We start from the raw sequence: 26040 nt of genomic DNA, 5'->3' as shown, positions 1-26040 counted from the left end.
TCGGTCATGAGTCGTTCTCCTGTTGCTGTTCGGCCCGCAGCTCGAATCGGACTCCGGGCAGCACGGTGCTGTCGGGTCGAAGGATGTGGACCTGGGTGCCTGTCGTGGAGGCCAAGCCATCCGGGCGAGCGGCCAACGCTCGAAGCCAGGTCAGACAGTGTTGGGCGCTACCGCGGATTCCGGTTCGCATCTCACGCCCCGTTCCGGCCAGCACTACACGGTGCTGCACGAGTACCTCCTGAAAACGGGCATAGAAAAGGCCCCCAGGTGCGTGCCTGGGGGCCTGTCGGTGGCGTTGCCGATCATGACGGTGGAGTTCCGTCGGGAGGGAACGCTTCGCGCAGTTCGTCATCGACCGGCACTGTGCGGGTCGCTGCGATGCCGACCGACCAGTGCAGTGCCGACACGGCCTCGGCGACGGCGCGTTCAGCTGCTGCGGCAGCGACCGACTCGGTCGGCGCGTCGAGGGCGACTGGTACGACGGCTACGCCGGTGTCGGCGTTGAAGATGATGGCGGTGTGGCCGAGGAGGTCAGCCAGGCTGATCAGCCCGGTCTCGATGGCATCATCGCCGCCGGGCAGGGCCAGCTCCACCAGCTGCACGTCCACCAGCCACGCTTTGTCGCTCACCTGCCCATGATGGCACGAGAGCCAATGCAGGAAACCCATGGTGTCAGGCCTCGAACTCGAACCGCAGGACCCTGGCGGATCCCTCATGCGGCCGGACATCCAGACGTATCACCGACTGGTCGCGCGCCACCGCCAGCGAGGTGAATGGCTGGGCGAACGCGGTGTAGATGAGCAGGTCGATCAGCCCTTCCGGCGACAACAGCAGCGGCAGGTCGCCGAACCGAACCGAACCGGATACCAACTGGGGCACCGGTGGAAACTGATAGAACGCCAGGCCATCGGCCATCGGGGTCGCCACCACCCAGCCGTTGACGGTCAGCCATGCCCGCGCCTGACGGCCATCGGAATTGCCGTGGGGGTAGGTGTTCTCGAGGTCTTCCACGAGATCGCGCAATGCCTGGCCGATGTCCAGCGGATCGGGATCGGGCAGGCCGTGGGTGCCTGTGTACGTCACATTCACCAGGTTGTTCATCATCGCTCCATTCACGGAAATTGGGCCTGGCCATCGACGTGACCGGGCAGGAAGGAATGGTGTTCAGCTCGATGCCTGTTTGGCCTCTCGCGTTTCGGCGGCGCGCAGCATTCGCTGGGCATGTTCGAGCTTGCGGCTCAACGCGGTGTAGCGCTGGAGGCGACCGTCCTCGAGCTTCTGAACTCGCGCAGTGCGTCGCGGGCCCAGCGCTACTCCACCCGCGGCGGCGCGATCGGGGATGATCGGCTCGGCCAGCGCAGCCATCTGCTGTTTCAGTGCCTCACATCGTGCACGCCAGTACGACGCTGGCCGGTAGTAGCGCGGCTTGGGCTTGGGCTTGGGTTCGGGCTCCGGCGGCAACTCCACCAGTTCCTCGTCGCCGTCGCGAATGAACCAGGTGAGCAGTGGCATGATCCAGGGCTTCGGCGTCACCCCCTCGCGAGGAGGATTCGCGGCCCGCCATTCAGCCGAACGTGCCGCGAGCAACTCCATGTACTCGTCCAGGCTCATCTTGCTCACGGGCGCTCACCCCTCAGGTCGATGCCCGCCGCTCGCAGCGCCGACAAGAACTCGGCCAGCGCCTTCACACCCTCCGGAGTTTCACCGAGCACCAGATACATTCCCTGCCGATGCAACACCCATCGGCCATCCTTGCGCTGCACCACAGCAAACCCTTGCCGGGCCGCCGCGATGATCACATGATCAATCCAATCGGACATGACATATTCCTCCAGAAACATTGGGAGACAGAGGGACTCGACAATTCGGTACGGCCGCCAAACGCGGGTGTGTCTGGCAGCCGAGCCCAACGCTCAGGCCCGCAGCTGTGCCCACACCGCGGCGGCCTGGGTCAGATTCACCGGCGGCTGGTACGCCATCAGCCGGGAACCCTTGACCGACAGTCCGTTCGGACGCGGCACCCCCAGCACTGCCAGACCGCCGCTGGCGTCGACCTGGACGATCGGCGTGCTGCGGAAGTAGCCGGAGATCGCACCGCCGAGCTGCCCGATGACGGTGAACGTCACGCACATCGGGTCGCCGTCGAAGGAGTAGTGCGCCGGATCGAAGCGGACGCCGAGCTGGTCGCACGCACGTCGCAGCCTGTCGTTCTGGTGCGAGGTCATCTTGCGGAACTCCACGAAACCCTCCTCAGGGCAGAAAAATGGGGCCCGCCGGACGGCAGGCCCCGAGATTGGGACGGTTGAGGGCTTAGGCGGCGAACAGCCGCCGAGGGCGAAGATCGAGGACGCGGGCGCGGCCGGCGAATCGCAGCGTTACCACCAGCCCCAGCCGCGCGGAGATCCACGCGGCCAGTTCTTTCGCGCCGAAGTCGACCCACGACGGGTCGGCCGGGAAGTGAGGTGCGGGTACGCCGCCGAAGCGGTGAAACCAGCCTTCCCGCAGCATCCCCATGATCAGCTCGGCGGAGTCGTCGTCCAGCTCGCTGCCGAGGATCTTCCCGACCTCCGCGGTGGTCTCCTTCTCGCCGTAGTCGGCCCAGTGTTCCTTGACGATCTCCACTGAGGCGGTGTGGTATTCGTCGTCGTCGAGGATCAGCGAGTCGGCGAGCACGCGCAGCACGTCGGTCATTCCGGGCGCGGCCTCGTCGTCCAGATCGATCGCGATGTACTCCTCGCGACCGTAGGTGATCACCTGCGAGCCCCAGTCCGCTTGCAGGGCGCGATGGTTGCCGACGTTGATGGGGTCCTCGTGCCCGATCAGGTCGTAGAGGTTGGTGTGTTCGAGCACAAGCAGCTCGCAGTCGAGCGTCGTCTCCTCGCGGGTGCGTCCGTCATCGTCGAGGACGCGGCGCTTCACTGTGGCCGTGCGGACAGTGGCCACGTGATCGACGTGGCGGGCCCAGTCACTGCCCAGCTCGTCGATGAGCACGGCGCGCATGGTGGGAACGGTCTCCTCGTCGGCGCCGTCGCAATCGAGGCCCGGTGCGGAATCGAGCAGCATGGTCATGGTCTTCTCCTTGCACGAAAACGGCGCCCAGGGAAAACCCTGGGCGCCGTATGAATCCCGCCGACTCGACGGGAACGACTCGATGAATTGCGAAGGGGCACCGCCTGGTTCGGCGATGCCCCTTCGGGTGGTGTGTCGGATTACCTTCCGAGGTAGTCCGGCGGCACGCTAACCGTGTCGCCGTCGCGGGTGCTCACCGTCACCGACGGCACCTCGCCCTCGCGTACCTGCACGGCCGCGATGAAGCGGCCTTCCGCATCGGGTACCGACTTGTGGGTGTCCTGACTTGATGTGACCTGGACTCCGATAGCATCGGCGGCGGTTACTGCTGAGATAACCCACCAATGCTGCTGGCCGGGAAGCGTGGCGCGCTTCCTGGTCAGCAGTTGGATCGGACTGTGCTCGACGGTGCGGTCAGCTCGCACGATCGGGCGGCGGAACGTGCCGACGGCTCCCACAGGAGCACCGCAGCCGTCCGAGTCCATTGGCACGAGCACGATGATCTCGTGGTCGGGTGAGCCGAGCTGCACCACGACAGTCGATCCCCGGTCGACGAGGCGTTCTGCGTGCATCGCCTGGTCAGCCAGGGCCGCTTCGGCGGCGACGGCGGCGGGGTGCTCGAGTGTGGTCACGGGGTGACTCCCTTCTCCTGCCTCTGGTGTAGCAGATGGGACCGACATAGGTCAGCAGGTGAGCAGTACGCGGTCAGAGAACACCTGGTCAGAGTCGAAGTTCGCGTGCTCAGCCATGTGGTTGACCTCAGTCCAGAACTCGTAGAGGGTATCGCCGGAGCACTCGGAGAAGAAGATCTCCTCCTTGTCCGGGGTGGTGTCGTAGGTCCGTCCGAAGGCCTGCACCTCGTCACGGCCGGTGGCGAGATTCTTTCGGTGCAGGATGTACTCGATCTGCCGCACGGTCGGCGCGGCATTGCAGTGCACCTTGTAGCCGAACGAGATCGGCGTATTGGCTGCCGGGCCGTGCTTCCCGGGACCGATGGCCATCGTGAAGCAGACCACGTGATGGTCCTGGCTGTACTGCGGCTGTGCGTCGGCGTCGCCGATTCCGGGCACGACGAACAACGCACCGAGCGCCATCGCGCTCACTGCCTTGACCAGCTTGTTGGTGGACATGGAACAACCTCCTGGTTGTGGATGGAAAACACTCCCGGCCGGACTGGCGCGGGAATGAACGCAAGTAGTCGAAGGAGCACAGGGCCTGACAGCCGTGTGCTCGTGCCGATCACTCGTGCTCACACATCGGGTCAGAAGATGGCGCCGACGATTTCGTTCGTGCCGCGCCGCAGCCACACGTCGATTCGGCTGCCCGGCTGCGCGACCGCCATCACGGCGTTGACCGCCGAGCCTTCGGGCGCCTCATACGCCAAGCCGGTCGCGCCGGTCGACAAGGTGATTCGCCCATCACGGGTCGTCTCGCCAGATCCACGGACCCACAGGCGCTTTCGATCAGTGTCGGCGAGCCAGCCGGTGCCGACGTAGGCCGGATCATCGGCGACGCCAACGATCAGCCCGGCGGAATCCAGCGCCAGCACACGAGGCTTGTGCGCCAGATACACGCTGTGCAGCGCCGTCGCCAGCCGCGACCGGCCAAACGCGTACTCTGTGCCGAATTGATCCCACAGGCGAATGCCCTTGGCAGTCACCTGCACGTTGTTCACGTCGACCGAGACAAACGATGCGGTACCCGCGACCGTTTCCATAACCTGCATTGCAACTCCTATTGTTCAAGTCAATGGACCGAATAAGTCCGATTGGCGGTCCGGCGCTCACACCACCGGCCGCCCTCGCACTCATCCGACAAGCGGATTACTCGGATACCGAGCGACGCCGCTACCAGCTACGGCCGTTCGTCGCATTCACGCCCGGCCCAGCTTCCCTAGATGCCGGACAAGTCGACAGCAACAGAACAGGGAATGAAACCGGGCGGATAATTTCGCCCACACACTATGGAGTTCTCAAACAACATGCGCCTACTAGCCCGGCAGAATCGCCGCCACACGTTCCGATCGGCGTGAACCGAAAGTGCAAGCGCGGGTTTTGATTCGGGATTTTCCGACCCCTAATCCGTCAGTAACCGATCACGTTCGGCCTGCCGCCCCCACGAATCGCAGAGGTTTGTCTAGCTGGGTAGAGATTGATTGCCCGATTGGGCGGAATGGCAGGACACCCCATCACAGGGCCCATACCGTGGGCGCGATTCGGTCGCGCCGTTCGGAAACCGACTTCACCTATTGAGCCGTAGCTCTGGCTAATGCCGGGCGGAATTAACGGGTAACTCCGGTGGCGCACACTCACCACGTGCGAGTGTGCGACCCGCAATCGACCCCGTTAGGTCACTTGCGCTTAGGCTTGCCCGCAGCGCGCGCCTTGTCCACGTCGGCCTGAGTCGCGGCATGGTCGTCGACAGCGATGCGCTCAGCCTGCGCACGCTGGGCAATCACGGTGTCGAGCTGCTTGCCCGCCTCGACACGGTTCGCATCGTGGATCGAAACGATTTGCCAAGCAAGGTTGTGCTTGCGATCGGCAATGTCGGTGTTGTCCTGCGCAACGAAACCCGACTTTGCCGCCGCCAGTTTTTCGCGCTTATCCTTGGCGGACGCCGCCGCCCGTTCCGCCGCCGACACGGCACGCTTATAGCCATTCTCGGCAACAGTCAACTCGCGAGAGAATTTGTAGTAGCGGCGAGTGTGGACAGTGACCAGGGACAGCGCCCGTTCTTTGGCATTCTTGCCCTTGCCCTTGGCGATCATGTTCGCCGCCGCCGCCGCCATCTGCGCAGAAATCAACGCTTCGACAGCGAGGAAATCCGTTTCGTAGTCGGTCGCCATGCCGTCAACCGGAACAGCCAACCAACGGTCGTTGAACTCGACAACCTGCCCCAGCAATTCGCCAGCACGGGTGACCTTGCGGAACGTCTCGGCGTACTCGACAAAGCATCCGCCGATCGTTTCGCCAAGTGGCGGCGTGGCAACAGTTTCGACGCTTTCCACCTCGACAGTTTCGACGGCGTCGGACTCGACAACGGTCATGGTCTCGGACATTTCAGCCTGCCTTTCATCCGGTCACCGTGACCGGTTGGGGGTGAATTCCGCCGGGGGAATGTCACCCGGTCGGTCCGGCCTCGCTGGCCGAACGACGACAAAGTTACGCGATGTTTTGCTAACTTGTCAAACCTGCTGGTCAGATGGCCTTTTTGGGCCAAACTCGCCAAACTTAGGCGACCCTAAGTATGGGAACCCTAACAACGCTCTGACCTGCGAATATCCAGAAGCGGGCACCTAAAACGCCGCCTGACCTGCGGCTATCCGATATAACCGCAGGTCAAGACGTTAGGCTGAGGCTGTATCAACTACGCGCACATACGGGGGCCAGCGGCCCGGCGCGGCAGGCTCGGCCCGGCAGGCTCGGCCCGGCAGGCACGGCCCGGCGCGGCACGGCCCGGCCCGGCGCGGCACGGCCCGGCCCGGCGCGGCACGGCCCGGCAGGCACGGCCCGGCGCGGCACGGCGCGGCAGGCTCGGCCCGGCAGGCTCGGCCCGGCAGGCACGGCCCGGCAGGCACGGCCCGGCAGGCACGGCCCGGCAGGCACGGCCTGGCAGGCACGGCCCGGCAGGCACGGCGCGGCAGGCACGGCGCGGCAGGCACGGCGCGGCAGGCACGGCGCGGCAGGCACGGCGCGGCAGGCACGGCGCGGCAGGCACGGCGCGCCAGCCAGGACCACCACCCACCACCCCTGGGGGCCCTCCCCCGCAGGTCAGGCAGGGCAGCGCAGTGCTCTGTTGTTCGCCGCGCGTACGGGTTTCCAGGGTCGCGACGACTCACGCCTAGAGGAACCGAAGGATCGGGCGGGGAGCTAGCGTCGACAGCCTCCGGTTCGCGATTGCCAGGTTGCGCACACGGTCGTCCGTGTCGCTCACCCGATCCTTGTGTCGGCGAATGGAATCAGTTGTGCGAGAACTGAGCCCGATGGAAGATGTAGCCATGGCGGGTGGACCGGAGGCAAGCGGCATTCAGATCATGAGCATCCCCATGGCGTACAGCGTCATTCAGCAGTACAACCAAAGCCTGCGGGACATGAACGTGACCATCCCGTTTCTTCAATCCCTCGCCGCCGATGCAGACTACTATGCCAGCATTTTGGAACCCTCCGAACAATTCCTCGCCGACGATAAGTCTGATCTCAGCTACGAGTGCGACCCCTCGGACCGACCATTTTTTCGGGCCATTGTTTCGAGCACCACGCAAAACCAGATGATCAACCACGTTGACGAGCGCCACGTGACTTCCCTTTCGAGCCTGCTGGCCGGATCGCCGATCGAGCCGAATCCACTGACTTCCCCGTTCTACTGGATAGCGTCGCTGTCCGATAAGTTTTCAAAATTCTGGGGCATCCCATTTAGGACGTACATCGCAGCGTATACAGATGAAGCGCTAAGGCTTGCCGGCAATCGCAGCTACCTTGGCAGCTATGTAACCTACCCGGACATGTACTACACAGATTATCGCAGACTAGATGGCCCATCGGTAAGCCGAATCTCTAAAAAATTGACGGCAACCATGGAGTGGCACCAAGATAACTTGCTAGCCGCCACGGATCCTTTCAGCTGGCCGGATTATCGGTGCATTCTCTGCGACACATGGCAACAGCTCAAGAGTCTAGCAAGCCTGTTTCGCGAGGCTGCGCCACCTACTTTCCTTTCGGCGTCGCAGTACCGCGGAGCACCTCGACATGGCAACATTAAAGCAGGAAGTCTCGCGCGGCTAATTACAGAAGACTTAGACGAACACGCGCAACATCTCATTGACATGTATGCCAATGCAGACAGGGCAGACCGAGGATCATTGCAGCAAAAATTCTCGGACATAATCGATACTCTATATCGACTTGAACCAGCAGAAGTTCGTTTGAGGTTTGTCGGATACACGAGTGATGTCCGCTTCGCCGACGTAGACCCCCTCGGCAACGCGCTGCTACGGCAGGCTTATCTGGCAATAGCGATTCACTACACTAAGGATGTGCAAGCTCGCATGATAGATTACGCAGAAGCATCCGGCCAGATTCCGCAGCAAGCAACGTACGCGATCAATATCAACGGTGGAACCATAAATCAGGTTGGCCATCAGATCCATAATATTGATTCCTCGATCTCAACCGTGCTGAATCAAGGACATGATCAGCTAGGCGCGGCACTAGAGGCCATTAAGCAAGCAGCCTCCGGAGCCCCAGAGTTGTGTGACAACGATCGACAGGATCTGCTGGACAATATCAAATATCTGGCTGACGCAGCTACGACAGCGCCCGAGCAGCGCAACCGAGGGATCGTGAGATCCGCACTCTCAAGCATCAACTCGGCAGCTACGGCCGCACCCCACCTCTCGCAAGCCCTTGCGTCATGGCGAACGATTCTCAACACTCTCGCATAGGCTTCAATCTCGAGCACCGCCACGGTGACTTCCTGGATGACACGCCCTACCCGTCCAACGCACGCCCTGGCGGCACTCCCGATCCCCACCAGAGGTCTCTCCATCGCCGGCATCCGGATGCCTGCAAGCACCGGCGTGTGTCGAACCGGAGCTACTTGCGCGACCGTCAAAGTCAATGAAGGATGTCAACATGGAGGGAAGCCCAACCGCCGGGGTAATGAGCATCGAGGCTGCCCATCAGGCGATCAAGTCGTTCGACCTCGAGCTGCGAGCACAGAACGTGACAGCTCCTTTTATTAACGAAATGGGCCAGACGGCAGATAGGCTCGCACGATACCTTCGCGGCAATTCCCTGTTACCGCCAGCCGACAACTTGCACGAGGACGAGAACGAGAACAGTTATGATCCCGCTGCCACATTCGGCGGAGGAGGACCCGCTTTCACGCCCAGCCGAGAACTGGTTAGCCGAATGGCCACGAGCTATGCAGCTAACCATAAACGCATTATGGACCATATCGAGTCTGAACACGCGATCGGAATCGATGATGAACAGCTTGTCGCGGTCATCCATTGGACAAAGAGTGTGCGCATTCGCTTTACGGAACAGACAGGCAAGGACTTCTTTTCCGAAACAGTTCTAGAGCCACCAATCCCCAGACTGGATGTCCGATCCATAAGCGCCAACGCCGTGATCACCGTCGTCGAGGCTGTAAGGAACGCCGAGGAACAGCTCACCACCGTGACGGATGAAATCGGAATGCTTGAGCGAGGCTTGGCGCCGAAGACAATTGGATGTCCACTCTGCGGCTTGGCCGACCTCCTCGACATTCTCTCCGAGCCACTACTTGCCGTACAGCCGCCGGTTTATTTTCGGGAGCCACGCTACTGTCCGCCGGACCGACACGGAAGGGTCAGGGATGGGTATCTCGGTCGCCTCATAGCAGAAGACGTCGCTGCCTTGATTCACAAACTCGCCTCGATGGCCTCGACTATAGGGCAGTCAGAGGACATCGAGGTGGACGCCCGGTCTATCAGATCGGAAATCAGAGACGCCCTCAGCCTCCTCTCCCCTCCGACAATTAGCCGGAATTACGAGCAATCGATTGCGTCATTCAAATCGTCTACGCTTTCCGTCATTCGCAACGTTGGCCTGGCGAAAGCCTTTCTCTCCATATCGGTTCACTACCTAAAGGATGTGCAGTCCAGAATGTCTGATTACACCGAAGCGTCAGGCCAGGTTCCGAACTATTCCATTCAAATTAGCGGCGGAGTCTTCAATGGTAGCCAGGTAGCCCTCCAGATCTCGAATATAGAGTCGTCGATCTCGTCTGTAGTCAATCAGGGCAATTCGCAGCTTGCAGATGCGCTGGAGGCCGTCAAACAGGCTGCATTGACCGACCCTGCGATTCCTGACGCGGACCGCCAGGATCTGATCGACAATATCGAGTATCTGGCCGAGAGCGCGAGCAGTGAGCCTGGGGCGCGGAACCGCGGGATCGTCCGCTCCGTTCTCTCTAGCCTCAACTCGGCCGCCGCTGCGGCACCACAGTTGGCGCAGGCTCTTGAATCCTGGGGGACGATCCTCAATACGATCATCCCCTAGGAGTCGTCACTGTGATGGTTCACCCCACCGCTTCCACCGTCAGAACTCCCAGTCCTCGTCTTCGGTCTCAACGGCCTTCCCGATGACATAGCTGGAGCCGGACCCGGAGAAGAAGTCGTGGTTCTCGTCGGCGTTGGGCGATAGGGCGGCCAGGATGGCGGGGTTGACGTTGCAGTCGTCCTTGGGGAACAGCGGGTCGTAGCCGAGGTTCATCAAGGCCTTGTTGGCGTTGTAGCGCAAGAACGTGGCGACGTCGTCGACCAGGCCGACTCCGCTGTACAGCTCGGTGGCGTACTCCAGCTCGTTGTCGTACAGCTCCAGCAGCAGTTCGATCACCCAGTCGCGCAGTGCGTCCCGGTCGCCTGGCGGCCAGGCGTCGGTGGCGCGCTGGAACTTGTAGCCGATGTAGTAGCCGTGGACGGCTTCGTCGCGGATGATGAGCCGGATCATGTCCGCGGTATTGGTGAGCCGGCCGCGGGATGACCAGTGCATCGGCAGGTAGAAGCCGGAGTAGAACAGGAAAGACTCAAGCAGGGTGGACGCTGCTTTGCGTTTCGCTGCGACGAACGCGCGGTCGTCGTGGAGCCACTCGTCGCCGCGGCCGTAGTCGGTGCCGGCGCTGTAGTAGGACAGCACGATCTCGGCCTTGCGCTGGAGGTTTCGGTTTTCCTCGGACCAGCGGAACGCCTCGTCGATCTCCTTGGTGGAGCACAGGGTGGAGAAGATCGCGCTGTAGGACTTGGCGTGCACCGACTCCATGAAGGCGATGTTGGTGAGTACCGCCTCCTCGTGTGGGGTGGCGGCATCGGCAATGAGCGAGACCGCGCCGACGGTGCCTTGGATGGTGTCGAGCAGCGTGAGGCCGGTGAACACTCGCATGGTGAGCTGGCGTTCGGCGTCGGTGAGTGCTGTCCAGGATGGGATGTCGTTGGATACCGGTACCTTCTCCGGCAGCCAGAAGTTGCCGGTCAGGCGGTCCCAGACCTCGGCGTCCTTTTCATCGGGGACTCGGTTCCAGTTGATGGCGCGCGCGATGGTCACAGCTCCCACTCCCTCGGGTCCGCGGTGGCGCCGGTCATGAGCGAGGAGACCTGAGCCTTCGCGCCGTGCCGGTGGTCGTCGAGTTGCCTGTCGGTGAGGTGTAGCTGGGCCGAGTTGCCATCGTCGTACTGCACGATGTGGATGTCGGTGATGTCGTCGGTGCCGTACCCGCAGCAGCCGCAGCCGCCGTCGGGGATCTCCACCTCAAGATCGCCCAGGGTCGCGAGAGCCTTCTCCAGGTGGGGGATGAGTTCGCTGAGGATCACGCCGCGATCTCCAGTCCGATACCAGTCGATCCGAACCCGCCAGTTCCGCGGGCGGTGTCGTCGAGCTGGTCGACGACAACGAGCTCTGGCAGCTCGACGGCCTGGACGAGCAACTGTGCGATGCGTGTGCCACGCTCGATCGTGACCGGGTCGGCTCCATGATTGATCAGGCAGACCTTGATCTCGCCGCGGTAGCCGGAGTCGATCGTTCCCGGCGTATTGAGGACGGTCACCCCCGACCGGACGGCGAGGCCGGAGCGTGGGTGGAACAGGCCGACCATGCCGGCGGGGATTGCGATTGCGATGCCAGTGCCTGTGAGGGCTCGTGCGCCGGGGGCGAGGTGGATGGTCTCGTTGCTGTGAAGGTCGATGCCGGCGTCGCCGGGGTGCGCCCGGGTCGGCACCGGGAGGTCGTTGTACAGCAGTCGAACTGGGATTTCCTGGATCACAGATTCAAAGCGTATGGCTGGCGGGTCGTCGGGGGCCTAGGGGTGTAATCCTCAGCGTGGCCGTTGCGCTGCTGTCAGGTTCGCTTACGCGGGCTTCGGTGGGTTCAGGCTGGCGAGCCCAGCGATCACCTTCGCCAAGGTGACCGCGTCCCGCTTGAAGGTGGTACTCGGTGCCAGCTCGATGGGCGGACCAGTAAACGGTGCACGTTCGGGGAGGCTCGGTTGCGCTGGATCTGCGGTCACAGGATCGTCCTACTGGGAGAGCGGCGGTTATTGGCATCGAGCACGGCAAGTGCTGCTGACTTCCGCGGGCACAGCCACGGCGGGCATGGGGCATGGAGCTGCGATTCGCGATGCGCTTGCTGGAGGGTCAGCGGTGACTCGGGCGCAGTGTGATCGATGAGATCCAGCAACTCGAAGTAGTACACGGGCTGAGGTCTCCGCCGCGTGACAAGTCTGGGTTCCAGATCGCCAAATGACGGCGGCGTGAGGCAGACAATCAACGCTCCTATTGCGCAGATCGATCCCAGGCCGAGAAGGACTTCCCAGATCACCTCAGTCACCTTCCCGCGGCTCGGCCACCTGCGCGATCAACCCCATGTCGACGAGTTCCTTGATGCTTCGCTGGATCTCCAGGCAGTAAGCAAGACCCCGTCGCTCGCCCTCCGTGTCGACCAGGCTGGTCGTGTCGGCTGCTTCCATCACTGGGGGCTGTGTTGTCATGTGGGCTCCGGATGCGATGTCGGTCAAACGGCTCATGATTCGGGTACAGCGAAGTCATCTCGTTGGTCGGCTGATAGGGGTCACGGTGGGGCCGCCGCCTCTCACGGCTCTCTCGACGGCCCCACCGCTCCCCGTGCCTCACTCAGGTCCGACGACTACCTGCGCGAGACGACCTGGTCCTCTGGCTGTGGCCTAGCCGGCGGCGGCCACATTCTCCTCGAGGTGGTTCAGCCTGGCCGTTCCAGGAATGGGCAGGACGACATTCGACTGCTGGAGCAACCATCGCAGGGCGGCTCCGGGGTTGAGCGACCTGTTTCCGGCCGCGAGCGGCGCGTACGGAACGAACGCGATCTGCTCTTGCGTGCAGTAGTCCAGCACGTCCCGGTTGCCGTCGACGGCGAGGTTGAACAGGTTCTGGACCGCCGATATTTGGGTGATCTTCTGCGCGGCGATGATCTGCGGCAGGGTCACCTTCGACAGCCCGATGTGGCGGATCTTGCCCTGCTCGCGCAGCAGGTCAAGCGCCCCCACCTGTTCCTCGAGCGATACCTCAGTATCGACACGATGCAGGTAGTACAGGTCGATTGCGTCCACGCCGAGTCGACGCAGGCTCATCTCGAGGCATTGCCGCAGATAAGGCGGCCGGGCCGACGGGCGCCCACCGGTTGGGGCCTTGTCTGGTCAGCCCACCTTTGGTCGCGATCACCAGCTCCTCGCGGTAGGGGTGCAGAGCTTTCCGGATGATCTCCTCGGCGACGCCGGGTCCGTACGCGTCGGCTGTGTCGAAGTGGTTCACACCGAGTTCGACGGCGCGGCGAAGGATTGCCACGGCGTTCTCTGGATCTGCCGGTTCACCCCAGTGGCCGGGACCAGTGAGTTGCATTGTGCCGTAGCCGATTCGGTGCACGGGCAGGTCGCCACCGATGGAGAAGTTGCCGCTTGCGGTGGCCGGGAGGGTTTCGAGGGTCATTGTTGGCCTTCCGTGTCGTCGTCGTACTCGACCCCCGTGAGGCGACCCTGAATGAAGGCGGTGGCCTCGAGGAGCGCCCGGCTGTGAGCGTCGGCTGGCAGCAGGTCGTGCTCTATGCCGAGTCGTTCGTGCACCTTCGCGACATGCCGGTCTGCGAGTGCGCGGAATTCCAGGTCGGTACCGCGGGGCTTGCTGTAGTCGAGGGGGATGGTCGGGTCGAGCACGGTTCGCAGGATCAGGTCGTAGTGCCGGACATGGCGGGTGACCAGTTGTTCGAGCTGGCGCATGTTCGCTGGGTCCGGCTGTTCACTGCGGGATTCGAGTGCGGCCTCGTAGTAGCCGAGGGCGTCGGAGACGGGCCGGTCGATCAGGACGACGTCGGCCTCCGTCCAGGCCTGCGCCTCGAGCGACATTCCGCGGGTGATGAACCACAGGGTCGATGCCCAGGTGTGGTTGGCCAGGATGGGTAGCCCGAGTTCGACGGCTTCGGCGCCGAGATCTTGAACTACTCCCACTGCGATGCGGTCGCGATGGAGGCGGTCAGCCAGCTCTTGCAGGAACGTGCTCTTGCCTGTCGAGTGCGTCCCCGTCACCGCGATGGTGACGGGGCGCACGAATTCGGCTTTCACCACAATCGGCCTTCCGGCTCACGGGGCGGGATGAATTCGGCCGGGGCTGCGGCCTGCACGATTCCGTCCCAGTCGAAGCCGCTTTTCTCGACCAGGTGGACGAGCAGCTGCCAGGCAGCCCAGGTGTCCCATCCGGCGCGGTGGTGGCCCTGATCGGCCACAGCGTGCGTATCGAGACCTGCGTGGGAGACCAGTTTCTCCAGTGCGTAGCCGCCAGCCAACCCCGGCCACACGGCCTTGGCCAGACGCAGGGTGTCGAGCACCAATGTCGGCGCCCAGTCGGGCAGATGCTCCGAGAGCACTCGCCGTTCCACGTTCGCGTTGTGGGCGACGAGGATTCTGTCGGCCAGGGCGCTGTTGATCTGGGTGGATACCTTTGCCCAGGTCGGTTTGCCCTCGACGTCACCGTTGGTGATGCCGTGGACTTTGCGGGTCACGATGGGGGTGATCGGCCGGATGGGGCGAATCAACCAGGACCGCATTTCGTCGACGAGCACGTCGTCGCGCGATACTTGCAGGATCGCGATTTCGATGATCTCGGGTGGGGTTTGGCCGTTGCCTTCGACGTCGACGACGGCGAATTCTTTGCCTCGCAGTGCCGCGGGGACGATCATCGTGTTGCCTCCTGGGTGTTGGTCCAACCAATGTCTGCGCGTCCGTGCCGTCCGATATGGTGCGGACGCCTGATGTCGTTGACCTGGTATCCGAGGTTGTGCTGAAGGAAGTTTCGGCGACCTTCCGGCAAGCCTTCGACGAGTACAGCCCTGTTGGTGATCTCCAGCATCTCCCCGCCGAGTCGCCCGACCCAGGCCGCGGTTGTCGATTCCTCCGGGCGGCGCCAGTCGGCCGAGCATCGTTTGATCTGGGCGATCGGGCAGATATCGCACAGCTCGCGGACGCCGTAGTGGCCGTTGTAGTCGGCCACTTCGTGAGCGTAGGTCACTCCGCAGGACGTCTTGCGGAACAGTGGTGAGCCGAATCCTTTCCGCTTGGCGAGGATTCGCTTCTCCAGCAGCTCGGGGAAGATCTTGCGCGAGGGTCCGTCGTCGTACAGCTCGGGCAGGCCGTTGGCCTGGTAGTAGTCGCGGATCTCGTCCTTGAAGAACAGGCCGGTGAACACCGTGGCGTGGGCGTGGTGGCTCAGTTCACGGGCACGTTCGAGGTGGTCGTCGGAGTCGTTCAATCCGGGCACGATCGGGCGCCAGTACAAGATCGTTCGGTAGTTCTCGGCGTGCTCGAACGCCGTTCGTAGCGAGGCTGCGGCAATGTTGGAATCGACAGGTTCGATCCGGCCGTCGTCGATGCCGGAGTGGGTGACCAGGATGGTCAGCTTGATGTTGTTGAAGCTGTTGAAGACCTCGCAGTCTTCGGGGTCGATCCGCCAGCGCGTGATGACCAGGACGTGGTTGGTGATCCCTTGGTCGTCGAGCTGGCGCAGCATTTCGAGAGTGTGCGGCTTCACGACCGGCAGCATGGGATCGGTTGCACGGTTGAGCAGCTGGATCGGGGTCACGTGCGGCCGGAAGTGCTTGTTTCGCAGCAGCATGCGAGCCGCGGTCGGTTCGTCCATGAGTCGGCGCGGAACCTTCATGTCGTAGTTCCCGAACGTGTGCCGCACACAGTAGGTGCAGTCGAGTGGGCACCCGACGATCCAGTTGAGTGACAGGCCGCTCTTGCGGTAGTCGATGACGCGCTGCAACTTCGGGTCGAGCTTGGCCTGCTCCGCCTCGGTGAGGATTCGGAGAGGTCGCCGGGACTGAGTTACTTCCAGCGGGAGTGCGAGCGGTGTGTGCGGATTACTCACTGTGGAACCCTTCGTGTGGAGCGAAAACGGTGTAGCAGTGGTCAGGCGAGGTGGTGAAGACCGCGATGTGTGCTCGCAGTCGGGCAAGCGCACCGTCGGGGAGGTGCTTGAGGCTGGGGATGTAGACCCCGGTTGCACGGTGCTGAGCGCAGGCATTGAGGATCAACGGGACCGGGTCGGCGAGGGCATTCGTCCAGTCGATGACAGTGGGTACTCGCCATCCGCGGCGCTGTGCTGTCGTCGACATCAGGACGCGCTCCCAGATCTGGCATCCGGGCACGCGGTCGGGGTTGAGCGCACACAGAGCGATCGGCGCAGTACCGCAGGACTGTTCAGCCTCAGCGGCTCGCTCACCGCCCCTCGGCCGTAACGGCGTCCTCATCGCGGGTATCGCAAGGCACAGGGGGCGGTCGCAGCAGAGCCGACCAGGGTCTTATGTCCACGCCGCCGCACCGCGCACGCCCACTGGTCACACGCGCGGTGGACCTGCATGGCGAGATGCGCTTCGTGCTCGGTCATTTCGCCAGGATCGTGGGCGCAGACCCACAGGCCAGATTCCCCGTTGGGGCCACGCCGAGTGAACGTCGGGCACCCAACCCGCTTCGCCTCGGCTGCTCGTTTGCGGTGGTCGGCTTCGAGGTCTTCGGTGATACGGTCCACGGTCAATGTTCCGCGACCGCCGCTGCTGCTGCTCCCGAACATGGCACCCTCCTGGCAGTTAGACGGTGTGCCCCGAACACTCGACGAGGGATGAGTGTTCGGGGTCACAGCCCTAGCGTCGCCCAACTAACCGCGCGAAAGAAGGCCATACGAGCGGACATCTGATGGCCGCTTCTTGCATCGCCGCTCGCGGAACGGTCCCCTTCGGGTCTATCGTCGGCCCATGGCAAACACCGGGAATGCGGCCCTGAAAGCCGCTCGCGTGGCGCTTGGGTTCCGATCCCAAGCAGCACTCGCAGAAGCCGTCACGGAAACCGCGCGCAACATCGGCCTGCGGGTGGAAGTGTCGGCGCGGACCGCCCGCCGCTGGGAATCGGAGAACCCGCCCTGGCCCCAGGCAGAACATGTCACGGCCCTGGAAGCGCTATTCGATCGGCCGATCTCCGAGCTGGGCTTCACTCCTCCGTGGACTGAGGGCAAGCAGGTCGGCGGCACTGATGTTCGCCCCGCCCCGGCGAGGCCACGAAACATGCTGCGCTCCAGCAACTTGCCGCGCCTGAGCGTCGCTGCTGCGGCAGACTACGCAACCATCACGGCTTCGCATCGCCGATTCTATTGGGTGCTCTCCGCGTCGACGCTGCACCGATCAGTCAACGAGCATGCCCACCTGGGTATGGATCTGATCGATCGCGCCGAGGGTCGAGCCCTGACGATACTGGCTGGCGCGGTAGCCGAATCCAACCTTCTCTCAGGCCGTTTGGAATTCTTCGACCTCGACAAGCCGACCGAAGCCCGGCACAGCTTCGGCGCCGCGCTGCAAGCAGCTCACCATGCCGACGACTCTCTCCTCGGGGCAGCGATCCTGGCCCATATGAGCTTCGCCCCCGCCTTCTCCGGCGACCCGCGGCGGGCGGAGGAAGCGCGCGAACGCCTCGCCGCGGCAAGAGCTTTCGCGCGGCGAGGTGGAGGCAATGGCGAACTCACAGCATGGATTGACGCAGTGGCAGCCGAGGTCGACACCCGTTTCGGCGAGACGAAGACCGCTTTGGCACACATCGCGCACGCTGAACGGTCCTATGCCAGCTTCGATCCGTCAGCCGATCCATCGCCTGCATGGCTGGATTGGTTCTCACCTACCCGGCTGGGTGGATTCAAGGCCAACACTCTCATCTCTTTGGGACGTGGACGTGAAGCTGCCGAAACGCTGAGCCAGGTTCTCGAGGAGCTGCCGGCCGCCGCGATCAAGCAGAGGTCGGTGTACCTGGCCGATGCCGCAGCGGCTCAGGTGCTTCTGGAGAATCCTGAGCAGGCGTGCGACTACCTCAAGCAGGCACTCAACGCCATCGGTCAGCACTGGTACGCGACCGCTCTTGACCGGGTGAAGGCTGTCCGTGTCACGTTGCGGAGGTGGGATTCTCTTCCTGCGGTGCGCGAGTTGGACGAGCGGTTGTACGACTGGCATACGACCGTCCATTCTCTGACCGGTTAGTCGCTGGCGATGTCGATCGCCTCGTACTACTCAGCGAGGGTCGAGCGCGTCGACATCGGCGGCCACGAGTGCGGGCAGCTCGGTGAGGTGGTCGATGCGGAAGTCGGCCAGCTCGTCGAGTAGCGGGGAATTGCGGTGGATCCAACCCCACGGCCCTCGGCGGATGAATGCGGTCTTCATCCCGACAGCCTTCGCCGGCGCGATGTCGTTATCGAGGCGGTCGCCAACGTAGACGATTTCCTCCGCTGGCAGTCCAGATTCTTCGACGATCTTGTCGAAGAACGCTGTTTCCGGCTTGGAGACGCCCCAGTCGTCCGAGGTTGCAATGAAGTCGCAGGGCAGCCGAAGCCCGCGGAGTAGGCCGCCCGCGCGCACTGTCTGGTTGCCTACGACCCCGACCCAGATACCCATCGTCTGTAGCTCAGACAGGGCGGGCCGAACGTCGAAGTACAGATCCTCCTCGCCGAACCACTCAGGCCGACCTGCGGCTGCGCGGGCTTCACGTTCGGCGGTCAGGTCGAATCCCGGCCGGAACACCTGGAAGGTCTCGCGGTAGTCCAGGCCCTGAGCGATCGTCGCGCCGAACACGGAGACGAAGGTGTGCCGGGGTACGCCGAGCCAATCCGCCCAGGTGCCGTACTCGCGGGTCTCGTCGACCAGCGTCTCGCCGACATCAAAGACCACAGCCCGAATCGCCACGTGAATCCTTCCTCGCAACTTGCGCACGTCGACCCACTGCGATGCAGAGGGCTGGGCAGCAGTGTAGTCGGGAGGCCCGGTACCGACACTGGAGTCGGCCGGGCCCGAGGACGCATCGGATCAAGCCTCCGGGACCGGCCGGATGCCATCGACCCTGGCCACCCAAGGCCAAACGCCGGGGTGGTCCTCGGGGTAGCCGGCGAGCCGAATAAGCACAAGGTCGGGACGGCCGTCGTAGTTGACCGCGACGACCTCATAGGTCGATTCGAGTTCAAGGGCCTGGCCCAGCTTCACCTTGTCGCCGACTGCGTATTGCTGCTGTTCATCCAATGTCGGGCTCCTGCCGATCGTCCCACGGCCCGAAGTCGAGTTCGCCGCTAGTGGGATAGACCACCGCAGCGACTTCCGAATTGGATAGGCCGAGCTTGCGGGCTATCCGCTTCACGGGCGACGGTTCCTCGTCGTCGAGCGCGTTCCACTCGGCCCAGATGATCTCTTCGACCGGTGTCATGCTGGCTCCGCGGACAGGGTGACGTCGAGGCCGAACTTGCGGGCGAACTCGATGAGCTTGTCGAGGCGGAAGTAGTCGGTGTGCTGGTTCCGCAGCCGGGAGACGGTCGGGATGATCACACCGGTCGCTTCGACGAGGTCGTTCTGCGTGCCATCGAAGGACTCGATCTTGCTCGCGATCGCGCTGATGAGTTCCTCGCGCATCGGGAAGACGACCGAGTCGTCGGGGGTCGACTTGCGGCCCTTGGTCTTGGGTTCGGCGGGGTGGGCGGGGGCGCCGGAGATGGTCATCGACACGTTGATCCCGATCTTGGCGCAGACCTCGATGAGGTTGTCCACGGTCCAGGACTTGACGTTGCCGCTGGCGATCGCCCACAGGCTGTTTGGGGGAACGCCGATCTGGTCGGCGATGAAGGGCACGCCTTCGCCGGATCGTTCGATGGCCGCGGCGATGGCTGTGGCCAGCTGCTGGCGGTCGTCGATCGTTTGGCGAGGCATGCCGTCGAGGTTAGCAGAACGCCGAGTGATCACGTGCTGACGCGGGGTCAAAGTAGCGCCGAGTGCACCGCAGCGTGCTAACGTCGCCATAGACCGCGTAAAACCCGGTCTATCGCGGTCTATGACCGCCCTCTGCGCCCGTAGGTCGACGGGTGGGCCGCCTCACCGAGCGGCGCCGTCGCGGGTCAGAGCCGCTTCTGCAACCGTACCCATACGCCGTGCTGCGGCTACTGGTACGGATCCGAGAGGTCTGCGTCCACCCCGATCAATTGAAGGAACGCCCGGCGGGGGACAGCGTGGTAGCCGTAGCGGCGCGACCTCGTATCCCGGCCGTTGGGCAAGCGAGTAATACACGCAGCCCGTTCATACCTGAGCAACCATACGCATGACCGTCTGACCGGCGGAAGCTATTGCGCTCGGGGTGATCCCGTACTTTCGCGGTACGGGGTACTCCCAGCCGCTGCCCGCCGCACCCCGACATTCCCAGCGGGGTTTGAGATGAGAGCTGTACAGGATTTCAGCGTCATCGTTGCGGATACGATTCCCCATCAGGCATTTTGACAAATAGGTTTAGCCGATCAACCAGCTATCGCGCCGCCACTCTCGATAGCTACGGAGTAGATGATGATCTGGAATCCACTCGTTGAGCTGGGATAATTCTGGAAATGGCATGGGGCACGGGTGGCACGCGGAAGGTCAGCGCAGAATTCCGGCGCAATCGACCAATTGTGTTGGCTCGCGACGCGTTTCAGTGCCAGCTGAGGTGGCAGGGCTGCACGGCGACGGCCGTGGAGGTCGACCACAGGCGCAACTTCGCACGTGGTGGCACAGATGACCTGGACAACCTCCAGTCCGTCTGCGCCGCGTGCCACAAACGCAAGACCGGGAGGGAAGCGGCTGCGGCACGGGCTGAATTGCGCCGTGCAGCACGGCATCCCGATTCCCTGCGGAAACATCCCGGATATGTGTGAGGTCGAAATGAACGTCGATGACATCGTGACCATTGGCGAGGCTCTGGCCACGATTGCCGGTGCGGTACTCAAGATCCTCCCGATCCTGGTCGCGCTGGCTGGATGATCTTGCACATCCACGTGCCCTGGATACCGTGGATGTGTATCGGCCCGCCGCTTTCGGGTGAGCGGGCTTCCATGGGGTGTAGCTCAGTCCGGTAGAGCAACGGTCTCCAAAGCCGTCCGCCGCGGGTTCAAATCCTGCCGCCCCAGCTCATTGCATTCCCGGCAGGGACGCGTCTGCCAGCCCAAGTGTGAAACGGGTCAAATCAACGCGTCGCGACTTTCGTCCGAATTCTGTTTCCCGACATGGGATCCCGATTATCCGGACGAGCAATACACCCGACATGGGAGACAACTGAATATGGCTGGACGCCGCAGCGGCCCGCCTCCGAAGAACCCCGAGGATCGGGCTCGGCGCAATGCCGACCCGCTGACCGGCGCGGATGGCTGGACCGAGATCGACCCGACGCCCAACGACGGCGAAGTCCCTGAGATCCCGGAGTGGATCACCGTGGGCGCGATCGGTCGTGCCGTCTACGATGAGCTGGCCGCTCTCCCCCAAGCACGCCTGTACGGCATGGGCACCTGGGTACAGCTGTGGATGACGCTGCCGCTGATCGAGCGCTATCTGTCGCGCCCCGGCAGCGAGAACTACAAGGCCATCACCAGCACCCTCGGCGCCGCTCTGCGCCTGACCGAGGACGACCTCCAGCGTGCCCGCGTGCGCATCAAGCCGGTCATCGACGACCAGGCCGACGAGGACGGCACTTCTGATGCCCCGGTGGTCGACTTCGCCGAGGAACGCCGCGCCCGTCTCCTCAAGCCTGCGTAATCGCCAGTGCCACACGACATCATCACCCATCCCGATCATGACCGGGAGCGGTCGCTGGGCTGGCTGGCGACATCGTGGCTCGAGTACTTCGCTGTCCACGGCCCCGGCGACCTCGGCGGCGAGCCGATCGGCCAGATCATCGATGAGTACGTCGGATTCCTGGTCGACACCTACGCGCTCGAGGACAGCGGCCGACGGATCTACGACCATGTCTTCTTGAGCAGGCCCAAGGGCTGCGCCAAGAGCGAAATCGCTGCCTTCATCGGTCTTTTCGAGGCTCTCGGGCCGTGCCGATTCGCTGGGTATGCCCGCGGCGGTGAGGTCTTCACCGACGAATGGGGCCTGGGGTTCCGCTATGTCTATCGACCCGGTGAGCCCATGGGGCAGAGGCTCAAGACGCCCTACATCCGGTGCGTGGCCACCGAAGAGGGCCAGGCGGGGCTGATCTACGACACGATCCACCTCAACCTCACCGAGGGGCCGCTTCGGCGCGCGCTTCCACGTCGCGACGATGCCGGCCTGACCCGGATCCTGATTCCCGGTGGCGGGGAGATCATCCCGTCGACATCCAGCGCTGCGTCCAAGGACGGCGGCAAGGACACCATGGTCTTGTTCGACGAGACCCACCTGTACAACAAGCCCGAGTTGCGCGCGACGTATCGGACGCTGACCCGCAACCTGCGCAAGCGCCGCCGCACCGCGCAGACCTTCGCCGTCGAGACCACCACCATGTACAGCCCGGGTGAGGACTCGATCGCCGAGCAAACCTACAAGCTGATCCAGGACGTGCTCCAGGGCAAGCTCAAGACTCACCCCCGGCAGCTGTTCGATCACCGCTACGGCGCGATCACACCCGAGGAACTCGACGACGAGGACAAGGTCCGCGCGGCGCTCGTCGATGCCTACGGCGACTGCACCTGGAATGACATCGACGGATACGTCGAGGCGATCGCCGATCCACGCAACGATGTGACCAGCTCGTTCAGGTACTGGTTCAACTCGCCGACGTCGGCGGAGAACGCCTGGCTGGCCGCTTACGAGTGGGATGGCGTCGCGCCGGAGTACCACGATTCGGGCCCTCTGGCGCCCGGCGATTCCATCGTGCTGGGCTTCGACGGCAGCCGCCGCCGGCGCCGCGGTGTCACCGATGCCACTGCCTTGATCGCCTGCCGGCTCTCCGACGGCCTGATCTCGCCGATCAAGATCTGGGAGCAACCGCCTGGCGTGCACGCCGACGGCTGGGAGGTTCCCGAGCACGACGTCGACGCTGTGATCGCCGGCGCGTTCCGGGACTACCGCGTGCTGGGCATGTATGCAGACCCGGCACGGTGGGAGGCCAACGTGGCCGCCTGGGAGGCCCGCTACGGCGCCCGCTTGAAGCTGAAATCGACTGTCGCCCACCCGATCGAGTGGTGGATGACCGGTGAGCGTGGATACAAGACCGTGCAGGCCCTTCGCGAGTTCGCGGACGCTGTCCTCGACCGCAAGCTGCGCCATGACGGTGACCTGACGCTGCGTGCGCACGTGCTCAACGCCCGCCGGTTCGAGACGACCAAGGGCGTGCAGATCCGCAAGGAAAACCCTGACTCCCCGAACAAGATCGACGGCGCCGTCGCCGCGGTGCTCGCCTGGCAGGCGTATCTGGATGCGGTGTCGAAGGGCCTCGCGGTCAGGCCGCGCAAGCGGATCGTGCGCCGACTGCGATAGATGACGAGGACAACTGAATATGGCTGAACAGCAGCAGCAGACCCAGCCGCCGGAATGGTGGTTCGAGTACCTGATGAACCGGTTCGACGAGGACCTCGAGCGCGAACCTCGGTCGCAGACGGCGAACTCGCCGAGCACGCGTCGCGAGCGGCTGGACCTCTTGTGGTCGTACTACCTGGGTGACCCGCCGCTGCCGAGTATCAACGAGCGGTATCGGGAGACCTTCCGGGAGATGCTGCGCAAGGCCCGCCCGAACTACGCGATCATGTCCATCGACAGCATGTGCGACCGGTCGGTGCTGCGCGGGATCTATACCGCTGCCGATGCCGATCTCGACGGTGACGACCTCGCGCGCCAGGTTCAGGAGGTCTCCGGTTTCGCTGCGCTGCAACGGGATATGCAGACCTGGCTGTACACCCTCGGTGAGGCTTACGCGATGGTTGTCCCGCCGGTACAGGGAGCGCCGGAAGGATCGGTGCCGATGCTGCTGTCAGAGGATCCGCGGTTCTGTGTCGGTGAGCCGGATCCCTTGAATCCGCGTCGGCTGATCGCATTCATCAAGGTGTTCGCCGATCGCATCGCGAACTGCCAGAAGGCCGTGATGTTCCTGCCGGGGCAGCGCATCACCTGGCAGCGCGAGGAGGGGCAGTTCGACCCCGAATTCAACCTCAAGCAGTGGACCAGCGTGGAAACGGTTCCGATGGCAGGCCTCGAGAGCATGGGCGGCATCCCTGTGGTGCGGTTCGTCAACAAGATGGGCCTGGGCGAGTTCGAGCCGCACATCGACCTGCTCGACCGCATCACTGACGGCATCCTGCACCGGATGGTCATTACCGCTTACCAGAGCTTTCGGCAGCGGGCGATCAAGGGCGACGTCGATGGCGGGGCGGACTACTCCGACGGTGACACCGAGTCGCTCATCCGGCCGCTGGACGATGCCACGATCGCCGACGTTTTCGCCAACGACCCAGGCGTTCTCTGGGCGGTGCCGGAAGGTGTGGACTTCTGGGAAAGCCAGTCAACCGACCTCACCCCGCTGCTCGTCGCGACCCGTGACGACGTCAAGGAATTTGGCGTCTGCACGAGAATCCCGATGCACATGCTCACCCCTGACGGGGTCAACCAGAGCGCCGAGGGTGCGACCACGATGCGTGAAGGGCTGATCGACAAGATCTCCGACCGCCAAGCCCGGCAGGAGCCGCAGTGGATCCTGCTGTGGCAGATGGTGTTCACCCTGGCCGGCAAAGCCAATTCCGCGACCGGAATCCGGTTGCAGTGGGGCAAGCCGGAGCGCACCAGCCTGAACTCACGCGCGGACGCGGCGCAGAAGACCCGCGGCATCCTGTCGCGCAAGCGCCAGATCGTCGAGCTACTCGAGATGGACCCGGTGATCGCCAAGCTGTCGGAGTCCGAGCTGCTCGAGGAGGCAATGGCCACCGAACAGAGCAGCGGCGGCCTCGGCGCGATGGCGGGCGGCCTGACCGGGGCAGCGACGCCCACGGCAGTATCGACCGATCCCGGTTCCGCGTCGGCCGGTGACGAGCTGCTGGCGGCCTGATGGTGATCGACATGCTGGCCAAGATCCTGTTGGCTCGGGCAGCTCGGCGTCAGCTGCTGCTGCTCAACGCCCAGGATCGAGTCCACGCCATGTTCCGCATGACCGATCCCGCTGACGGGCGCTCGGTCGGCGAGTTCGCCGACTCGGCGGCGGAGGTCTCGACTGCCGCGCAGCGACGTGCAGTGTCGTTGACGTTGGCGGCCCAGCGTCGCTATCTCGACGAGATGGGAACCGACATCAAGGACTTCGTCACCGAGGTCCCTGACGAGGTGCGCATGTTCGCCAGGGACCGGGAGTACAGGTACGCCACGGCCCGCAAGGTCAAGGCCGCTGGGGTGGTCACTGAACGGTTGCCTGCCGAGGAGGTCTTCAACCGCCCGGCGCGGATGTATCGGCGGCTGGTCGCTGAGGGACGCGACCCCGGTGATGCTCTGGACGTAGCCGCCAATCGTGTGAAAATGGAGCTGGCCACCAATATTGCGCTGGCTGAACGCGAAGCCGAATCGCAGGTCCTGGCCCACGCCGGGATCGTCGATTTGGACGTGATCGGCTGGCGCCGCGTGGTTCGCCCGGAACTGTCTGCGGGCGGAACATGCGGTCTGTGTTTGGCGGCTTCGGATCGGACCTATCACACCAGTGATCTCAAGCCGATCCACGCTGGCTGCAAGTGCGAGGTCATGCCGATCAAGGCAGGCGCAGACCCAGGACGTCGTCTCAACGACGAGGACCTGGGTCGGCTGTACGACGACGCCGGCGGCACAGCGGGCCGACTGCTCAAGCGAACCAGGTACAGGGTCGACGAGCACGGCGAACTCCAGGCTGTGCTGGTTCCTGACCGCCGCGGCGAAGCGGTACCCCGGTACCGGGATCCATCCGCCACACCGCTGGTGGACCTGGACCAGAGCATCGAGGCGTTCGCTGCCCGCCAGCTGCCCCTGATGCGACAGATGCTCACCAAGTCCCGCGCAGAGGGACTCGGCGACGACCATCCGAAGGTGGTTTGGCAGACCGCCCAGGTCGCACGCTACGAGCGCTTGTTGTCCGCGAACTGACGCACGCCCGACATGGGCTCATCGAAAT

32 protein-coding genes and 1 tRNA gene are annotated in these 26040 nt (G+C 63.7%); 9 read left to right on the top strand and 24 right to left on the bottom strand.

Annotated elements, in window-relative coordinates:
• Positions 1 to 302 precede the first annotated feature (302 nt).
• The 10 genes from NV348_RS24845 to NV348_RS24800 form a co-directional block, all read right to left on the bottom strand.
• Positions 303 to 629, bottom strand: a complete 327-nt coding sequence (locus NV348_RS24845) for a hypothetical protein (RefSeq protein WP_447148994.1) — start codon at positions 627 to 629, stop codon at positions 303 to 305.
• Positions 630 to 672: 43 nt separating this feature from the next.
• A complete protein-coding gene (locus tag NV348_RS24840) occupies positions 673 to 1101 on the bottom strand; it encodes a hypothetical protein (RefSeq protein ID WP_447148993.1) in 429 nt (142 codons plus the stop codon).
• A gap of 63 nt (positions 1102 to 1164) precedes the next feature.
• Positions 1165 to 1620 carry a hypothetical protein gene (locus NV348_RS24835; protein WP_447148992.1) on the bottom strand — a complete coding sequence of 152 codons (456 nt, stop codon included), beginning with the start codon at positions 1618 to 1620 and terminating at the stop codon, positions 1165 to 1167.
• Entirely contained in the window at positions 1617 to 1820 is a 204-nt protein-coding gene (locus tag NV348_RS24830) for a hypothetical protein (RefSeq protein ID WP_447148991.1), read from the bottom strand. The genes NV348_RS24835 and NV348_RS24830 overlap by 4 nt, the downstream gene beginning before the upstream one ends.
• Before the next feature lie 93 nt (positions 1821 to 1913).
• Entirely contained in the window at positions 1914 to 2240 is a 327-nt protein-coding gene (locus tag NV348_RS24825; RefSeq protein ID WP_447148990.1) for a hypothetical protein, read from the bottom strand.
• A gap of 70 nt (positions 2241 to 2310) precedes the next feature.
• Complete coding sequence (locus NV348_RS24820) at positions 2311 to 3069, bottom strand: hypothetical protein (RefSeq protein ID WP_447148989.1); 759 nt, start codon at positions 3067 to 3069, stop codon at positions 2311 to 2313.
• A 140-nt stretch (positions 3070 to 3209) separates the two neighbouring features.
• Entirely contained in the window at positions 3210 to 3701 is a 492-nt protein-coding gene (locus NV348_RS24815; RefSeq protein ID WP_447148988.1) for a hypothetical protein, read from the bottom strand.
• A gap of 51 nt (positions 3702 to 3752) precedes the next feature.
• Complete coding sequence (locus NV348_RS24810) at positions 3753 to 4199, bottom strand: hypothetical protein (RefSeq protein WP_447148987.1); 447 nt, start codon at positions 4197 to 4199, stop codon at positions 3753 to 3755.
• A 131-nt stretch (positions 4200 to 4330) separates the two neighbouring features.
• Positions 4331 to 4795, bottom strand: a complete 465-nt coding sequence (locus tag NV348_RS24805) for a hypothetical protein (RefSeq protein WP_447148986.1) — start codon at positions 4793 to 4795, stop codon at positions 4331 to 4333.
• 624 nt (positions 4796 to 5419) lie between these two features.
• On the bottom strand, positions 5420 to 6127 hold the full coding sequence (locus NV348_RS24800; RefSeq protein WP_447148985.1) for a hypothetical protein: 708 nt from the start codon (positions 6125 to 6127) through the stop codon (positions 5420 to 5422).
• A 906-nt stretch (positions 6128 to 7033) separates the two neighbouring features.
• On the opposite strand from NV348_RS24800, the gene NV348_RS24795 reads away from it, so the two are divergent.
• Together NV348_RS24795 and NV348_RS24790 are read left to right on the top strand one after the other, a co-directional pair.
• Entirely contained in the window at positions 7034 to 8509 is a 1476-nt protein-coding gene (locus tag NV348_RS24795) for a hypothetical protein (protein WP_447148984.1), read from the top strand.
• Between the two features lie 175 nt (positions 8510 to 8684).
• Positions 8685 to 10112: a hypothetical protein gene (locus NV348_RS24790; protein ID WP_447148983.1), complete on the top strand. Its 1428-nt coding sequence runs from the start codon at positions 8685 to 8687 to the stop codon at positions 10110 to 10112.
• Between the two features lie 39 nt (positions 10113 to 10151).
• On the opposite strand, the gene nrdF is transcribed toward NV348_RS24790, so the two are convergent.
• The 10 genes from nrdF to NV348_RS24740 form a co-directional block, all read right to left on the bottom strand.
• Positions 10152 to 11162 carry a class 1b ribonucleoside-diphosphate reductase subunit beta gene (gene nrdF / locus NV348_RS24785; protein WP_447148982.1) on the bottom strand — a complete coding sequence of 337 codons (1011 nt, stop codon included), beginning with the start codon at positions 11160 to 11162 and terminating at the stop codon, positions 10152 to 10154.
• Positions 11150 to 11419: a hypothetical protein gene (locus NV348_RS24780; protein ID WP_447148981.1), complete on the bottom strand. Its 270-nt coding sequence runs from the start codon at positions 11417 to 11419 to the stop codon at positions 11150 to 11152. Before NV348_RS24780 ends, nrdF begins: the two co-directional genes overlap by 13 nt.
• Positions 11416 to 11865: a dUTP diphosphatase gene (dut, locus tag NV348_RS24775; protein ID WP_447151134.1), complete on the bottom strand. Its 450-nt coding sequence runs from the start codon at positions 11863 to 11865 to the stop codon at positions 11416 to 11418. Before dut ends, NV348_RS24780 begins: the two co-directional genes overlap by 4 nt.
• Positions 11866 to 12107: 242 nt before the next feature.
• On the bottom strand, positions 12108 to 12422 hold the full coding sequence (locus NV348_RS24770; RefSeq protein ID WP_447148980.1) for a hypothetical protein: 315 nt from the start codon (positions 12420 to 12422) through the stop codon (positions 12108 to 12110).
• 1 nt (position 12423) lies between these two features.
• Positions 12424 to 12618, bottom strand: coding sequence for a hypothetical protein (locus NV348_RS24765; protein ID WP_447148979.1), 195 nt, complete (start codon positions 12616 to 12618; stop codon positions 12424 to 12426).
• 165 nt (positions 12619 to 12783) lie between these two features.
• Positions 12784 to 13206: an aldo/keto reductase gene (locus NV348_RS24760; RefSeq protein WP_447148978.1), complete on the bottom strand. Its 423-nt coding sequence runs from the start codon at positions 13204 to 13206 to the stop codon at positions 12784 to 12786.
• A complete protein-coding gene (locus NV348_RS24755; protein WP_447151133.1) occupies positions 13142 to 13474 on the bottom strand; it encodes an aldo/keto reductase in 333 nt (110 codons plus the stop codon). The genes NV348_RS24760 and NV348_RS24755 overlap by 65 nt, the downstream gene beginning before the upstream one ends.
• A gap of 83 nt (positions 13475 to 13557) precedes the next feature.
• On the bottom strand, positions 13558 to 14190 hold the full coding sequence (locus NV348_RS24750) for an AAA family ATPase (RefSeq protein ID WP_447148977.1): 633 nt from the start codon (positions 14188 to 14190) through the stop codon (positions 13558 to 13560).
• Positions 14187 to 14804 (bottom strand): 3'-5' exonuclease, encoded by a 618-nt coding sequence (locus NV348_RS24745; RefSeq protein ID WP_447148976.1) that lies wholly within the window; start codon positions 14802 to 14804, stop codon positions 14187 to 14189. The genes NV348_RS24750 and NV348_RS24745 overlap by 4 nt, the downstream gene beginning before the upstream one ends.
• Positions 14801 to 15994, bottom strand: coding sequence for a radical SAM protein (locus NV348_RS24740; RefSeq protein WP_447148975.1), 1194 nt, complete (start codon positions 15992 to 15994; stop codon positions 14801 to 14803). Before NV348_RS24740 ends, NV348_RS24745 begins: the two co-directional genes overlap by 4 nt.
• Positions 15995 to 16877: 883 nt before the next feature.
• Between NV348_RS24740 and NV348_RS24735 the strand changes: the two genes are divergently transcribed.
• Positions 16878 to 18143, top strand: a complete 1266-nt coding sequence (locus tag NV348_RS24735) for an NsdA family TPR-like regulatory protein (protein WP_447148974.1) — start codon at positions 16878 to 16880, stop codon at positions 18141 to 18143.
• 30 nt (positions 18144 to 18173) lie between these two features.
• Here NV348_RS24735 and NV348_RS24730 read toward each other — a convergent pair whose 3' ends face one another.
• The 4 genes from NV348_RS24730 to NV348_RS24715 form a co-directional block, all read right to left on the bottom strand.
• Complete coding sequence (locus NV348_RS24730) at positions 18174 to 18869, bottom strand: HAD family hydrolase (protein WP_447148973.1); 696 nt, start codon at positions 18867 to 18869, stop codon at positions 18174 to 18176.
• Between the two features lie 93 nt (positions 18870 to 18962).
• Positions 18963 to 19172: a hypothetical protein gene (locus tag NV348_RS24725; RefSeq protein WP_447148972.1), complete on the bottom strand. Its 210-nt coding sequence runs from the start codon at positions 19170 to 19172 to the stop codon at positions 18963 to 18965.
• Positions 19165 to 19353: a hypothetical protein gene (locus NV348_RS24720; RefSeq protein ID WP_447148971.1), complete on the bottom strand. Its 189-nt coding sequence runs from the start codon at positions 19351 to 19353 to the stop codon at positions 19165 to 19167. The genes NV348_RS24725 and NV348_RS24720 overlap by 8 nt, the downstream gene beginning before the upstream one ends.
• On the bottom strand, positions 19350 to 19850 hold the full coding sequence (locus tag NV348_RS24715) for an XRE family transcriptional regulator (protein WP_447148970.1): 501 nt from the start codon (positions 19848 to 19850) through the stop codon (positions 19350 to 19352). Before NV348_RS24715 ends, NV348_RS24720 begins: the two co-directional genes overlap by 4 nt.
• Positions 19851 to 20515: 665 nt before the next feature.
• On the opposite strand from NV348_RS24715, the gene NV348_RS24710 reads away from it, so the two are divergent.
• The 6 genes from NV348_RS24710 (at position 20516) to NV348_RS24685 (ending at position 26012) form a co-directional block, all read left to right on the top strand.
• Complete coding sequence (locus tag NV348_RS24710) at positions 20516 to 20821, top strand: HNH endonuclease (RefSeq protein ID WP_447148969.1); 306 nt, start codon at positions 20516 to 20518, stop codon at positions 20819 to 20821.
• A 178-nt stretch (positions 20822 to 20999) separates the two neighbouring features.
• Positions 21000 to 21073: transfer RNA gene (locus NV348_RS24705), tRNA-Trp, on the top strand.
• Between the two features lie 151 nt (positions 21074 to 21224).
• Complete coding sequence (locus tag NV348_RS24700) at positions 21225 to 21695, top strand: phage terminase small subunit (protein WP_447148968.1); 471 nt, start codon at positions 21225 to 21227, stop codon at positions 21693 to 21695.
• A 6-nt stretch (positions 21696 to 21701) separates the two neighbouring features.
• Positions 21702 to 23402, top strand: a complete 1701-nt coding sequence (locus tag NV348_RS24695) for a terminase large subunit domain-containing protein (protein WP_447148967.1) — start codon at positions 21702 to 21704, stop codon at positions 23400 to 23402.
• Between the two features lie 73 nt (positions 23403 to 23475).
• Positions 23476 to 24960: a phage portal protein gene (locus tag NV348_RS24690; protein WP_447148966.1), complete on the top strand. Its 1485-nt coding sequence runs from the start codon at positions 23476 to 23478 to the stop codon at positions 24958 to 24960.
• Positions 24960 to 26012 (top strand): hypothetical protein, encoded by a 1053-nt coding sequence (locus tag NV348_RS24685; RefSeq protein WP_447148965.1) that lies wholly within the window; start codon positions 24960 to 24962, stop codon positions 26010 to 26012. The genes NV348_RS24690 and NV348_RS24685 overlap by 1 nt, the downstream gene beginning before the upstream one ends.
• Positions 26013 to 26040: the final 28 nt, after the last annotated feature.

The sequence above is a fragment of the Nocardia fodinahabitans genome (assembly GCF_052983615.1).
The sequence above is the reverse complement of the archived record's forward strand: the minus strand, read 5'-3'. Positions and strand labels throughout refer to the sequence as shown.